This window comes from Streptomyces sp. NBC_00872 (assembly GCF_045161915.1).
Lineage (GTDB): Bacteria > Actinomycetota > Actinomycetes > Streptomycetales > Streptomycetaceae > Streptomyces.
This window is the reverse complement of the sequence record NZ_CP108806.1, coordinates 6,904,746-6,917,464: the sequence shown is the minus strand read 5'-3', so window position 1 is coordinate 6,917,464 and position 12,719 is coordinate 6,904,746. Positions and strand designations below refer to the sequence as shown.

Sequence of the window (12,719 nt, the reverse complement as noted above, 5' to 3'; positions counted from 1 at the left end):
GCGGGAGGGGGTCGGGGTCGTAGGAGGTGCGTGTCCGGACACTAAAGCGTGATTTGTGCCGCACACCGAGCCGCACCCGACAACGAGACCCGCACGCGGCGTAAATCATGCCGTCCGGACATGTACCTCCGGAGGCCCCGGCACCCGCACCACCCACACACCGGCCCCCGCGCCGCCAGGCGGACACCGCACTCGCCGGGGGAGGCGAACCCCCTACGACCGGGACCTCGCCTTGAACGCCGCCTTTCGGGCCTCCTTCGAGATCCCCCGGTCCCGGTGCAGGCGTCCCATCGCCTCCAGGACCTCCGCCGTCGCCGGGTGGTCGATCCGCCAGGCCGCGTCGAAGAAGCCGCTGTGCCGGCCGACCAGCCCCTCGACCAGCTCCTGGAGCTCCTCCGGTTCACCCTCCGCGTCGAGCTGCGCGGCGATCGTGTCGATGGCCAGCCAGAAGATCATGGGCTCCGGTGGCGGCGGCACGTCGCGCGCTCCCAGTTCGGCCAGCCAGACCCGCGCCAGACCGCCCAGTTCCGCGTCGTCCAGTACGTCCCGTACCGCCGACTCCGCCTCCGCGCCGACCAGGGAGAGCGCCTGCTGGCAGTGGAGGCGGCGCAGCGGCGCGCGCTGGTCCGTGCCGCGCGCGGCGGCCAGCAGTTCACCCGCGGCGTCGGCCGGTGCGCGGCGGGCCAGCCACTGCTCGGTCTCGGCGCGGGCGGACAGCTCGGGGAAGTGCGCGACCCCGTCCAGCAGCGCGTGCGCGTCCTTGTCCGCAAGATCGCCGACCGCGGGCGCGTCGACCCCCGCCTCCAGCATCCGGGACCTGATCCCGTAGAGCCCGAGCGGAGTCAGCCGGACCATGCCGTAGCGGGCGACGTCCTCCTCACCGACGGGCAGCGAGGCATCGGCCGCGCCCCCCGTGTCCTCCTCCATCAGGGCCTCGTCCACCGGTACGTACGAGACCAGCCCGACCGGCTCCAGCAGCCGGAACTGGTCGTCCAGCCGCATCATCGCCTCGGAGACCTGCTCCAGGACGTCGTCGGTGGGTTCGCCCATGTCGTCGGGCACGATCATCGACGCGGCGAGGACCGGCAGCGGTACGGGCCCCGACGCGCTGTCCCCGGCGCCGCCGCCGTCCGCGACGGTGAGCAGATAGAGATTGCCGAGCACGCCCTCCAGGAACTCCGCCTCCGACTCCGGGTCCCAGTCGAGCGACTCGAAGTCGATCTCGCCGTCCTCGCCGATCGCCGCGGCCAGATCGTCCAGGACCGGCGCGGTCGCGTCGGCGAACACGACGTCCAGGGCGTCCAGCCAGAGCCCCAGGATGTCCTGCGGGGAGCCGGAGGTGAGAAGGGCGAGCTGCTCGCCGGCCGTGACACGGCCGGCGGCGCCGTCGTCCGCGCCGTCCGCGCCGTCCTCGGTCTCGTCGTCCTCGACCGTCACCAGGCCCGTGTCGACCGCGACCCGCCATGCTTCGCTCGCGTACGCCTCGCCGTCCCCCCGTGACTCCTCGTCCACGAGACCGAGCACCTTCGCCGCCTCGGGGAGCTGTTCGTCGACAAGCTCGCCGCCCGCCCCCACGCGTGTCCCGGGGCCCGCCCAGCGGGCCAGCCGCACGGCGCGGGCGAGCAGTGGCGCGGCCAGCGCGTCCCGCGCCAGTTCCGCGTCCGAGGGCAGTCGTACCGGGGGCACGGTGGGGCGGTCTCCGGTCATCTGGTGGTTCTCCTCGCGGCGTACGGATTCACGGCGGCCCCCAGCGTAGACGCATTTGGACCCATCCCACCCGGTTCATGTACCCGACAGGTGGAGCGGACCGAGGCACCCTTGACAACTGGCCGGTCCAGCAAGGAGATTACGCGCGTAGACCCACCCCCGCACGGCTCTTCCCGAAGTGGCCGGAAACCCTCGCACGGGGGGGGCGTCACATCCCGGGAACCGCGGCGGTCCGGCCGTACCCCACATACGGCCGGGCCGCCGCTCTCACCCCGCGGAGAGACTCAGCGCGGGCGTGTACCGCCGCACCGCGCCGCCGGTGAGTCCGGGGTGATTCCGCACCCGCCGCCATGCCTCGGTGTCCGACCCGACCCCGTCCCCCGGGGCGGCGAGCGCGTCCAGATGGGCCTGCTCGCTCTCCCATTCCGCGTAGTTCAGGACACGGGTCCCGTCCACGCTGATGTGGAAGTGCGCCGAGATCCCGCCGGGCGCCGGGGCCGGCTCGTCGTCGAGGGCCTCGAAGACGGCATCGACCCAGGCCTTCTGCCGCTCGGCGCCGGGGCCGTCGAACTCCGCCTCCACGAGCGCGACACAGCCGGGGACCCGGCGCCCGCCCGCGGCACTCTCCAGGCTGCGGTACAGCTCGTACGCGCCCATCCCGATCCGTTCGATCCCGGGCACGGCCGCGTCGATCTCCGCGTCGCGCCCGTCGCGGTGGGTGCGCCCGTCGCGGTGGGTGCGCCCGTCGCGGTGGGTGCGCCCGTCGCGGTGGGTGCGCCCGTCGCGGTGGGTGCGGACGAACTCTTCGTACGCCTCCGGGCCGCTCCACTGCGCGTAGTGGAGCAGGCTGTCGCCGTCATTGCCGGTGAGGACGGAGTACGAGAGCAGACCGGCGTCCGGCCACTCCCGGCTCCGCCACGCGCGGTCGATGGCCTCGACCGCGGCCCGCCGGTCCTCAGGCGCGCCGAGGCGCCAGCGGCTGACCATGACGACCCCCACACCGGGGCGGGTGATCTCGGGCAGGGTGGTGGTCAGCACGGACACGGTGATACCTCCTGGGTGGCGCACCCCCGCGGTGCGCCTTCGCCCCCAGGCTCGAAGATGAAGTGCGGTTGAGGTCAAACAGCTTCCGCGTCGGTCCCGCCCCGTCGCGGCCGGCACCCGGTCACGGTCCCCGTCCTGACTCGGTCCCCGTGCTGACCCGGGCCCCGCCCGGTCACGGCTCCGTCCCGCCACGGACCCGTCCCGTCATGACCCCCGTCCTGCCGTGGTCCCCGTCGGACCACGCCCGTCGAATCAGACCACGACGTCGAACCACGGCCGCCGCGAGGTGGCCCAGTGCGCCACCCAGCCGGCGAACCCGTCCCCCGCGGTGGTGTGGCCGAACGCCGCCCCGAACGGCGCCGCGCCCACATCGCTGATGTTCCAGATCCGGCCCCGCTGCGGGCCCGTGACCACGAGATGCCAGTACATCCCGCAGCCGTCCGTGCCCAGCACCACGCTGCCGTGGTTGCAGACCTCGTCGATGAGCGGCTCGATCTCCTCGTACGGCCGGGGGTCGTCCTCCCACACCCAGGCCCCGGTGAGCGGGAAGGGCTCCGAGAGCACCCGCTGTGTCTGCGCGCATCCCCAGTCGGCGGGCACAGCCGCCACGGGTATCAGCCCGTCGACATCGGCCGGGCCCTCGCTGCATCCGTCGCAGATCTCGGCGACCAGCGTGCGGTACGGCTCGGGCAGGACGATCCCCTGCTCGCGCTCGAAGGCGCGCACCGCGTCCCAGCCCAGCGGCGGCAGACAGTGCTCCGGCGGGAAGGCCGCGCGCAGCGCGTCGAGTTCACCCCGGTCGGCCGCGCCCGGATCGCCCGCGTCCCGGTCGTCCCGGTCCGTCTCGCCCCGGTCTGCTTCGCCCCGGTGGGCGTTTTCGTTCTCCATGCTCTTCATGCCCTCCATGTCCCCTATTGGACCAGCACCCACTGACAGTCCGGCCCCTGCTACCCCGAAGCTCCCTCCGGCACGCTGTTGTCGGGAGCGCCGTCGCCCACGGGCGGCAGATCGCCCCGTTCGACCGGCGACGCCGGAGCCGTCTGTTCCGGCAGCAGCGCGTCGAGTTCGGCGTCCGTGGCGGGGCGCGCGGACTCCGCCGCGCGCCGCAGCGTCCCCCGGTCCACCGTCGCCCGCTCGCCGCTGACCCGTACGACATGGCCGTCCTCGGCCCGCGCGTACTCGTGCGTACCTCCGGAGACGCGGTACCAGGCGGTGCCGTCCCGCTCGCACTCCGCCCGGCCGCCCGAGGTCCCGTGGAGCGGGATGTCCGGGCAGGTCGCCGCCGTCAGCGTCCCCCGGTCCACGGTCAGTTGGATGCGCGCGCCGTCGCGCGCCGATACGTACGTACTCCCGAAGCCGTCGCCGCCGACGACCCCGACCGACTGCGGCGCCACCTCGAAGCCGTCCACCTCGGTCACCCGGATCAGCTCGATCGCCGACTGCATATACCGGGCGCGCGCCTCCAGTTCGGCGCGGTCGGCCTGGGCGCCCGCGTGCGCCCTCTCGTTCCCGCAGGCCGCGGACGCGAGGGCGAGGGCCGGTAACAGCAGAAGCAGCGGACGGCGCGGAGTACGCATCATGGGAGCATCCTGCCGCATCCCGAACGGACGGCCGATCACTGTTCGATGCCGATATACGAACGCCGAACGACGGACAGCGGAATACAGCCAATGGCAGACCCGGACCGCTCAGGACGCCCCCCGGACCGCTCAGGACGCCCTGGGGGTCGGGTCCGGCGGCCCCGGCCGTGATGTCCGGTTCGTCCGACGTACCGGCATCCACCGGCATCGACCGGCATCGACCGGCATCGACCGGCAGGGCAGGGTGCTCCGCTCCACGCCCGCCGCCGCGGTGATCACCGGAGGGACGCCGCCGTCATGGGCCGCCGTGCCGGTGATCCGGTGAGAGCGCCGAGGACGAGGAAGGCGACGGGGACGAGGACGCCGCCGGTCATGCCGGTGGTCCGGTCACCTCCTGTGTTCAGCGCTGCTTCACTCCCACTCCAAGCAGAACTAAGTAGACCTTCACAGTCAGGTGGACGGACACTGGCCGCCATGAGCACTCCACGCCCCTTCGGCCGCGCCCTCTGCGCGATGGTCACGCCGTTCACCGCCGCCGGAGAACTGGATCTGGCAGGCGCCCGCGAGCTCGCCGGTCATCTCGTGGCCGAGGGCTGTGACGGGCTGGTCCTGAACGGCACCACGGGAGAGTCCCCCACCACCACGGACGCCGAGAAGACCGCGCTCGTACGGGCCGTGTGCGAGGAGGTCGGCGACCGGGCCCAGGTCGTCGCGGGCGTGGGCAGCGCCGACACCCGGCACACCGTCGCCCTGGCGCGGGCCGCCGAACAGGCGGGGGCGCACGGCCTCCTGGTGGTGGCGCCGTACTACAGCCGTCCGCCGCAGGAGGCCGTGGAGGCGCACTTCCTGCGCGTCGCCGACGCGACGGGCCTCCCGCTGATGCTGTACGACATCCCCGGCCGCACCGGCACCCGTATCGAACCGGCGACCATGCTCCGCCTCGCCGGACACCCGCGGATCGTCGCCGTGAAGGACTGCGCGTACGACCTGCTCGGCAGTTCCACGGTGATCGCCAGGACATCGCTCGCGTACTACTCGGGGTGCGAGGAGCTGAACCTCCCGCTGTACGCGGTGGGCGGCGCCGGATTCGTCAGCACGGTCGCCAATGCCGCGCCCCGCCGCCTACGGGCCGTTCTCGACGCGTACGACGCGGGAGCGTGCGCCGAGTCCGTACGGCTCAACCAGCTCACCCTGCCGCTGGCCACCTCGATGATGGCGTCGGGCCTGCCCGGCACGGTCACCGCGAAGGCGCTGCTCGGCGCGCTCGGCCTGCCCGCGGGACCGGTCCGTGAACCGCTGCTGCCCGCCGGCCGGGAGACGGCCGACGGGCTGCTGAGGACCTACGGGGAACTCGCCGCCGCGTGAGCCGCCAGGGCCTGTCCCGCCCCTGGTGGTGTCCGGCCCTGGGGTGTCCGCCCCTGGGGTGTCCGGCGCTGGTGGTCTGTTCTCAGTTGTGGCTGTGGAGCACGTCGTTGAGACCGCCCCAGACCGCGTTGTTCGGACGGGCCTCGACGGCGCCGGTGACCGAGTGGCGGCGGAAGAGGATATTGCTCGCGCCGGACAGCTCACGCGCCTTGACGATCTGGCCGTCGGGCATCGTGACGCGCGTACCGGCCGTGACATACAGCCCCGCCTCGACCACGCACTCGTCGCCCAGCGCGATGCCCACCCCCGCCTCCGCGCCGATCAGACAGCGTTCGCCGATCACGATGCGCTCCTTGCCGCCGCCGGAGAGCGTGCCCATGGTGGAGGCGCCGCCGCCGATGTCGGAGCCGTCGCCGACGACGACGCCCGCGGAGATCCGCCCCTCGACCATGGAGGTGCCGAGGGTCCCCGCGTTGAAGTTGACGAAGCCCTCGTGCATCACGGTGGTGCCCTCGGCGAGATGCGCGCCGAGGCGTACGCGGTCGGCGTCGGCGATCCGGACGCCCTTGGGCGCCACGTAGTCCGTCATCCGCGGGAACTTGTCGACCGAGGTCACCTGGAGGTGCAGCCCCTCGGCGCGCGCGTTGAGCCGTACCGTCTCCAGCGCGTCGACGGCGACCGGGCCGAGCGAGGTCCAGGCGACATTGGCGAGCAGCCCGAAGAGGCCGTCCAGGTTCTGGCCGTGCGGCTGGACCAGCCGGTGGCTGAGCAGATGCAGCCGCAGATACGCGTCGTGGGCGTCCAGCGGCTTGTCGTCGAGCGAGGTGATGACCGTACGGACGGCGACGACCTCGACCCCGCGGCGCGCGTCGGGCCCGACGGCCCTGGCCGCGCCCTCACCGAGCAGTTCCACGGCGCGCTCGGCGGTCAGCCGCTCGGTGCCGGCCGGTCCGGGCTCCGCGGCGAGCCCGGGAGCGGGGAACCAGGTGTCCAGGACGGTGCCGTCCTGGGTGAGGGTGGCGAGGCCGGCGGCGACGGCGCCGGTGGTACGGGAAGAACGGGGCGAAGAGGTGTCGGTCATGCTCAGAATTTAACGTTCCCGACGGCACCCGGGCGAACCGGTCTCAGGTGACGGGCGCGCGTCCCGGGGCCGTGCCCCGGGTCGGTTCTCCGGTCCGTACACCCGGGCCGGCTCGGCGATCGACGGCGATCGCCGTCGGCCACCGCGGCCGGGCACCGCGGGGCACCGCGGCCGGGCACCGCGGCCGGGCAACCGCCGTCAGCACCACCGTCAGCGCCGCCGTCAGCTCAGCCGGTTGTCGTCCGTACCGGCCGCCGCGTGGTCGATGTCGTCCTCGGCGCGCGGCAGCGGGCGGTGTCCCTCCGAGTGGTGGTTGACCCAGCCGCAGACACCGCAGCTGTAACGGCCGTCGAGACCGGCGATCAGGGTTCCGCACTGCCTGCACTCGGCGTAGGTGATCTCGGGCCCCTGAGAGGTGTTGCTCATCCGATCAACCTACCGTCAGGCAACAGGCCGGGTTCATGGGATCAACCGCGCCATCATCTCGCGCGCGTACTCCTGGTCGTACACCGTGTCCGTGAGCAGCACCTGGAGGCAGATCCCGTCCAGCAGCGCGACCAGCGCCCGCGCGGTGACGGGGTCGGTGCGCCGGGACAGCACCTCGGCGACCGCGACACACCACTCCGCCGCGACCGGGCGCAGCGCGGGCCGCCGCAGGGCCGCGAGATACAGCTCGTACTCCAGCTCCACCCCCGTACGCTCCCCGGCGAGCCACTTCCCCATGAACCGCGCGAGCTCCCCGGCGACATCGCACTCCGGATCCGCGAGGGCGCCGCTCTCCTGGATGGCGGTGGCGAAGTTCTCGTTGGCCTGGCGCAGCGCGGCGATCAGCAGTTCGTCGAGGGAGGTGAAGTGGTACGTGGTCGAACCGAGCGGCACATCGGCCTCGGCGGCGACCGTGCGATGGCTGAGCCCCGCGATACCGGCGCGCCCGACCACCCGGATCGCCGCGTCGATGATGCGCCGACGCCGCTCGGGGTCGTAACGCCGGGTCATCAGTGGGCTCCTCCCAGGTTGAGCACGAGGACACCCGCGATCACCAGGACGATACCCGCCACTCGGGCCGCGTTCACGGACTCGTTCATGAAGAGCACGCCGATGACGGCGATGGCCGCCGTGCCCGCGCCGGACCAGATCGCGTAGGCGGTGCCCACGGACAGGGTCTTGAGGGTCTGCGCGAGCAGGGCGAACGCGACCAGATACCCGACGACGGTGATCAGCGAGGGCCACAGCCGGGTGAAGCCCTCGCTGTACTTCATGGCCGTCGTACCGGCCACCTCCGCCGCTATCGCCGCGGCCAGCAGTCCATATCCCATGCGTACGATCGTACACATAGGTATGTACGCCCGTACGTATAATCCCTGGCCAACCTCCGCGCGCGGCGGCTACGGTGTGCCGTCCGAAGGGGCGAGCGCGAACGGGGTGGGGTTGTGACGCACGGCACGGGGTGGGACGGAAACGGTCCGCCGGGGAACGGCCCGGACGGCGGCGACGGTGAGCGGGGCGGCGGCAGCGGCGGTCCGGGCGGCGGCGGAGGCCCGTACGGCGGCGGTCCGAACGGCCCTTACGGAAATGGCCCTTACGGGAACGGTCCTTACGGGCCTTACGGGAACGGGCCGTACGGCCGGGGCGGCTGGACACCTCCTCCCCCGCCTCCCAGGCCCGGAGTGATCCCGCTCGCACCGCTCGGTCTCGGCGACATACTGGGCGGCACCTTCGCCGCCATGGGGCGCTACTGGAAGCCGCTCTTCGGGCTGGCCGCCCTGGTGTACGGCGCCGCCACCCTGGTGGTCGGCGCCGCGCTGGCGATCGCCTACGCCCAGGTCGGCGACCATCTGCACCGGGTCTTCGACACGGCCTTCGACACCGATCCGTCCTGGCACGACCTCCGGCCGCTGCTGATCGCCTTCGGCTGCGTCTGGGTCCTGGGAATGCTGACGCTGCTGGCCGCCAACGCGCTGGTCCAGGCGGCCTGTCCGGCGATAGTCCAGAACGCGGTCCTGGGCCGGCCAACCACCCTGCGCGAGACGTGGCGGCGCGCCTCGGTACGCACCCCCGCGGTGCTGGGCACATCGGTCCTGAGCTGGCTGATCGCCCTTGTCCCGCTGGCACTCTTCGTGGCGACGTTCACCGCCACGCTGATCTCACTCACCACGCTGGGCGAATGGCGCCCGGCCTCCTGGCTGATCCTGACCGGTTTCCTCGGCACACTGGCGTTCGCTCCCGCGGCGATCTGGCTCTGGGTCCGCTTCAGCCTGGCCCCCGCCGTCGCCGTGATCGAGTCCCGTGGCCCGATAGCGGCCATGAGCCGCTCGGCACACCTGGTACGCGGCGCCTGGTGGCGGATCTTCGGGATCTCCCTGCTGGCCTTCGCCATGGCGGCCCTCGCGGGACTGGTCTTCCAGCAATTCGTCGAAGCACTGGGCGTGTTCCCCGGTCTGTTCGACACGGCCGACGACAACAGCGACCTCACCGCGGGACCGGCCCACGTCGCCCTCGTGGCCTATCTGGCCATGTCCCTGGTCGGCCAGCTGGTCAGCCAGATCGTCGTGACGACCTTCCCCCAGCTCGTACTGGGCCTGCTCTACGTGGACCAGCGCATCCGCACCGAGAACCTGGCCCCCACCCTCGCCGAAGCAGCCGCCACCCAGCAGAGCTGAGGATGCCCAAGCGTCGCTGCGCTTCGGGGTGGTGCCAACGGCCGGCTCGCCGCTCAGCGGCGTTCAGGCTGCGGTGAGCGTGACATGAGTTCCCTGATGGCTTCCCGCGGTGACATGCCGCCGTGGACAATGCCGACAACGGTCTCGGTGAGCGGCATGTCGACGCCGTGGCGGCGTGCCAGGTCCAGGACGGCCTGACAGGAAGTGACGCCTTCGGCCGTCTGCTTGGTGACCCCCGTGGTCTCGGCGACGGTCAGGCCACGGCCCAGGTTGGCGCCGAAGGTGTGGTTGCGGGACAGGGGTGAGGAGCAGGTGGCGATGAGGTCGCCCATGCCGGCGAGTCCTGCCAGGGTCTGCGGCTGGGCGCCCATCGCCTGGGCGAGCCGGGTGGTCTCGGCCAGACCCCGGGTCATGAGCGAGGCTTTGGTGTTGTCGCCGAGACCGTGGCCGTCGGCGATGCCGACGGCCAGGGCGATGACGTTCTTCACGGCGCCGCCGAGTTCGCAGCCGATCACGTCCGTGGTGGTGTAGGGGCGGAAGTACGGGGTGTGGCAGGCGGCTTGGAGCTGTTCGGCGGCAGTCTCGTCCTGGCAGGCGACGACGCTCGCCGCCGGCTGCCGACGGACGATCTCGCCCGCGAGGTTCGGGCCGGAGACGACCGCGATGCGCTCCCGCTCGGCGCCTGTCACCTCGCCGATCACTTCGCTCATCAGTTTGGCCGTGCCGAGTTCGACGCCTTTCATCAGGGAGGTCAGGACGGTGTCGTGGTCGAAGTGCGGTGCCCACCGGGTGAGGTTGTCGCGCAGGGTCTGCGCGCTGACGGCGAGGAAAGCGGCTGTTGCGCCCTTGGCGGCCTCCGCCGCGTCCGTCGTCGCTGTGATCCCGGACGGGAGCGTCGTGTCCGGCAGGTAGTCCGGGTTGCGGGAAGTGGTGTTGATGGCGTCGACCAGCTCGGGGCGTCGTGCCCACAGGGAGACTTCGCATCCGCCGTCGGCCAGGATCATGGCGAACGCGGTACCCCAGGATCCGGCCCCGAAGACAGCAACACGAGTCGGCATGGGTGGGTCTCCCCTTGTCTCTTGTGCACGTGGTGTGGCGCCGTCAGGCCGCGCTGTCCGCAGACGCTTTCGTACCGCCGGGCCGTCTCAGCGTAATGGTGACAGAGCGTCGGTTGCCCAGTGTCTGTGATCTTGTACGGGCTTCGACGAGCATGCTCTCGGCCTGTTCGTCGCCGAGGTGGTGCCGCAGGTCCGCCTCGCGTTCGAGCCACAGCCGGTAGAGGCGGCTCCACATCGCCGGCTCGCCGGGACGCTCCTCCTCGGACTCCAGCTCCATGCCCGCCTCGGCAGCCCGGTGCGACCACGGCGGGGCCACAGGATGGGCACGGCGGCCACCGGAGGTGAGGACAGCCCGCCCGCCGGGGCGCAGTACCCTGTGCATCTCCCTCAGCGCGCTCAATCCGTCGGGAGCGAATCCCAGCGCGTCAACACATACGATGCCGTCGGCCTGAGCGTCAGGAAGGCCGGTCACCTCCATGGTCGCCACGCTGAAGGTGGCCTGTCCCGGCGGTACGAACGCGGAGGACCGTCGGGTGGCGAGACCGATCGCTTTCGGTGAGATGTCGATACCGATCAGCTGCACGGAGAGTGCGCGGGCCAGCCACAGCCCGGGGCCCCCTGTCCCGCATCCCAGATCGACGAGCCGTCCGCCGGGGCGCAACCGCAACCCACTGACCATGGCCCCGAGCAGGGGCCAGTCGCACGAGCTGGATGCCTCCAGTTCGTGCGGGTAGGCGTCGCCCATCGCCTCGGCGTAGAGCTGTGCCACCAGAGCGGTCGAGGCCCACGACGAGGCCGGGAACCTCCTCCAACTGGTGCTCGATCAGGAGCGTTGCGACGGCGGCACGTTCGCGCGCCGCCTGGCTGCTCACCACCAGCAGCTCGGGCTCGGAACCATGGCCGGCCGACCGGAGAAGATCTCCCGGTGGAAGAAGGGCCGTTCCCGGCCGGATCGCCGCGCCACCATCGCCATGGCCGACATGCTCGGTGTCCCCCTGGACCAGGCACATTCACTGGGCTGGCCCCACTGGCTACAGCTCGCGCTCAGGGACGACCGCGCGCTGATCGTCTCCCCATGGACACCATCCGGAACCGTCCGGGCACTGGAACTCGTAGGAGGGCCCGCGGACATGGAACGCAGGGAATTCGTGATCACCGGCGGCACGCTGGCCGCCCTGCTGGCGAGCTGGAGCGCCGCCGCCCCGGCGACCGCCGTCCTGGCCTCCGACCGGCGCCCCCTGATCAACGACGACATCGTCCGGCTCATCGAGGACCGCCTCGCCACCCTCAGACACCTGGACGACCGGATCGGATCCGGCCAGACGTACGCCTTGGCCTGCGCCGAACGCCGGCTGATCGTCCACACCCTCCGAAACACCTCTTACAGCACCGCCACCGGCCGCCGCCTGTTCGCCGCCGCCGCCGAGGCATCGCGCGTCTCGGGCTGGTGCGCCGTCGATTCCGGACACCCTGCACAGGCCCAACGCCACTATCTGGCCGCCCTGCGTTCCGCCGGGAGCGCGGCCGACCCCGTCGTCACCGCCAACACCCTCAGCTTCTGGGCCATGCTCCGCTACAGCACCGGCGACCCCGCCGGTGCGCTCCAACTCGTGGACGCCGCCCACCGCCACGCCGCCCGAACCGGCTCACCCAGGATGACCGCCGTGCTCCACGCACGCGCCTCCCGCGCCCATGCACGCGCCGGAAACACCTTTGCCAGCCGGCGTGCCGAGCACGCCATGTTCGATACCTACGAACGTGTCGGCCCACCGGACGACGAACCCGCGTGCGTCTACTGGATCAACCGTGACGAACTCCACGGCTGGGCCGCAACCAACGCCCTCGACCTCCGCGATCCCCGGCGTGCCCTCACTCACCACACCGCCATCGCCATCGCCCGCCGAACCGGCGCGCACGACCAGCCCCACCCGCGTACAGCCGCTCTACGCCTCGCCCGTGAGGCAGACGCGCATCTCGCGCTCGGCGACATCGACGCCGCCGTGCATACCGCCGATCAAGCGGTACAGACCCTCGGCGGCGTGGCCTCCTCCCGTGGAACCAGTCTCCTCACAGGACTCAAGAACAAGCTCGCCGCGCACAAGACCCCACTCGTGAAGGACTTCCTGGAGAGCAACTGACCAGGCGGCGGCTTGCGGCTTGCTCAGCCCGTCCAAGAAGGGTTGGCTGAGTTCGCGATACGGACGCGCGGAAGCCCCATGACCCG

13 protein-coding genes are annotated in these 12,719 nt (G+C 71.9%); 3 read left to right on the top strand and 10 right to left on the bottom strand.

Annotated features, from left to right (window positions below; genetic code table 11):
* Positions 1-213 precede the first annotated feature (213 nt).
* The 4 genes from OG214_RS29525 to OG214_RS29510 form a co-directional block, all read right to left on the bottom strand.
* Positions 214-1,707, bottom strand: coding sequence for a hypothetical protein (locus tag OG214_RS29525; RefSeq protein ID WP_405986444.1), 1,494 nt, complete (start codon positions 1,705-1,707; stop codon positions 214-216).
* Positions 1,708-1,974: 267 nt separating this feature from the next.
* Positions 1,975-2,751, bottom strand: coding sequence for an antibiotic biosynthesis monooxygenase (locus OG214_RS29520; RefSeq protein ID WP_405986443.1), 777 nt, complete (start codon positions 2,749-2,751; stop codon positions 1,975-1,977).
* 252 nt (positions 2,752-3,003) lie between these two features.
* The gene (locus tag OG214_RS29515; protein WP_363080681.1) at positions 3,004-3,657 is read right to left on the bottom strand and encodes an SMI1/KNR4 family protein; all 654 of its coding nucleotides are present in this window, start codon (positions 3,655-3,657) and stop codon (positions 3,004-3,006) included.
* A 41-nt stretch (positions 3,658-3,698) separates the two neighbouring features.
* Positions 3,699-4,331: a hypothetical protein gene (locus OG214_RS29510; protein ID WP_405986442.1), complete on the bottom strand. Its 633-nt coding sequence runs from the start codon at positions 4,329-4,331 to the stop codon at positions 3,699-3,701.
* Between the two features lie 474 nt (positions 4,332-4,805).
* Here OG214_RS29510 and dapA point away from each other — a divergent pair, with 474 nt between their 5' ends.
* Complete coding sequence (dapA, locus tag OG214_RS29505) at positions 4,806-5,696, top strand: 4-hydroxy-tetrahydrodipicolinate synthase (protein ID WP_405986441.1); 891 nt, start codon at positions 4,806-4,808, stop codon at positions 5,694-5,696.
* Between the two features lie 82 nt (positions 5,697-5,778).
* Here dapA and dapD read toward each other — a convergent pair whose 3' ends face one another.
* From dapD to OG214_RS29485, 4 genes are all read right to left on the bottom strand, one after another.
* Positions 5,779-6,777: a 2,3,4,5-tetrahydropyridine-2,6-dicarboxylate N-succinyltransferase gene (gene dapD / locus OG214_RS29500; protein WP_363080677.1), complete on the bottom strand. Its 999-nt coding sequence runs from the start codon at positions 6,775-6,777 to the stop codon at positions 5,779-5,781.
* A 222-nt stretch (positions 6,778-6,999) separates the two neighbouring features.
* Complete coding sequence (locus OG214_RS29495) at positions 7,000-7,203, bottom strand: hypothetical protein (RefSeq protein WP_363080676.1); 204 nt, start codon at positions 7,201-7,203, stop codon at positions 7,000-7,002.
* 33 nt (positions 7,204-7,236) lie between these two features.
* Positions 7,237-7,773, bottom strand: a complete 537-nt coding sequence (locus tag OG214_RS29490; protein WP_363080674.1) for a TetR family transcriptional regulator — start codon at positions 7,771-7,773, stop codon at positions 7,237-7,239.
* Complete coding sequence (locus OG214_RS29485) at positions 7,773-8,111, bottom strand: multidrug efflux SMR transporter (RefSeq protein ID WP_363080673.1); 339 nt, start codon at positions 8,109-8,111, stop codon at positions 7,773-7,775. The genes OG214_RS29490 and OG214_RS29485 overlap by 1 nt, the downstream gene beginning before the upstream one ends.
* A 333-nt stretch (positions 8,112-8,444) precedes the next feature.
* On the opposite strand from OG214_RS29485, the gene OG214_RS29480 reads away from it, so the two are divergent.
* Positions 8,445-9,437 carry an oxidoreductase gene (locus tag OG214_RS29480; RefSeq protein WP_405986440.1) on the top strand — a complete coding sequence of 331 codons (993 nt, stop codon included), beginning with the start codon at positions 8,445-8,447 and terminating at the stop codon, positions 9,435-9,437.
* 53 nt (positions 9,438-9,490) lie between these two features.
* On the opposite strand, the gene OG214_RS29475 is transcribed toward OG214_RS29480, so the two are convergent.
* Together OG214_RS29475 and OG214_RS29470 are read right to left on the bottom strand one after the other, a co-directional pair.
* Positions 9,491-10,495: an NAD(P)H-dependent glycerol-3-phosphate dehydrogenase gene (locus tag OG214_RS29475; protein ID WP_405986439.1), complete on the bottom strand. Its 1,005-nt coding sequence runs from the start codon at positions 10,493-10,495 to the stop codon at positions 9,491-9,493.
* Positions 10,496-10,538: 43 nt separating this feature from the next.
* Positions 10,539-11,264, bottom strand: a complete 726-nt coding sequence (locus OG214_RS29470; RefSeq protein ID WP_405986438.1) for a class I SAM-dependent methyltransferase — start codon at positions 11,262-11,264, stop codon at positions 10,539-10,541.
* A 46-nt stretch (positions 11,265-11,310) separates the two neighbouring features.
* On the opposite strand from OG214_RS29470, the gene OG214_RS29465 reads away from it, so the two are divergent.
* Positions 11,311-12,633 carry a transcriptional regulator gene (locus tag OG214_RS29465; protein WP_405986437.1) on the top strand — a complete coding sequence of 441 codons (1,323 nt, stop codon included), beginning with the start codon at positions 11,311-11,313 and terminating at the stop codon, positions 12,631-12,633.
* Positions 12,634-12,719 lie beyond the last annotated feature (86 nt).

Coding starts and splice junctions, on each gene's coding strand:
- OG214_RS29495 (WP_363080676.1), bottom strand. CDS start 7,203: ATGAGCAACACCTCTCAGGGGCCCGAGATCACCTACGCCGAGTGCAGG.
- OG214_RS29485 (WP_363080673.1), bottom strand. CDS start 8,111: ATGTGTACGATCGTACGCATGGGATATGGACTGCTGGCCGCGGCGATA.
- OG214_RS29475 (WP_405986439.1), bottom strand. CDS start 10,495: ATGCCGACTCGTGTTGCTGTCTTCGGGGCCGGATCCTGGGGTACCGCG.
- OG214_RS29525 (WP_405986444.1), bottom strand. CDS start 1,707: ATGACCGGAGACCGCCCCACCGTGCCCCCGGTACGACTGCCCTCGGAC.
- dapD (WP_363080677.1), bottom strand. CDS start 6,777: ATGACCGACACCTCTTCGCCCCGTTCTTCCCGTACCACCGGCGCCGTC.
- OG214_RS29490 (WP_363080674.1), bottom strand. CDS start 7,773: ATGACCCGGCGTTACGACCCCGAGCGGCGTCGGCGCATCATCGACGCG.
- dapA (WP_405986441.1), top strand. CDS start 4,806: ATGAGCACTCCACGCCCCTTCGGCCGCGCCCTCTGCGCGATGGTCACG.
- OG214_RS29510 (WP_405986442.1), bottom strand. CDS start 4,331: ATGATGCGTACTCCGCGCCGTCCGCTGCTTCTGCTGTTACCGGCCCTC.
- OG214_RS29515 (WP_363080681.1), bottom strand. CDS start 3,657: ATGGAGGGCATGAAGAGCATGGAGAACGAAAACGCCCACCGGGGCGAA.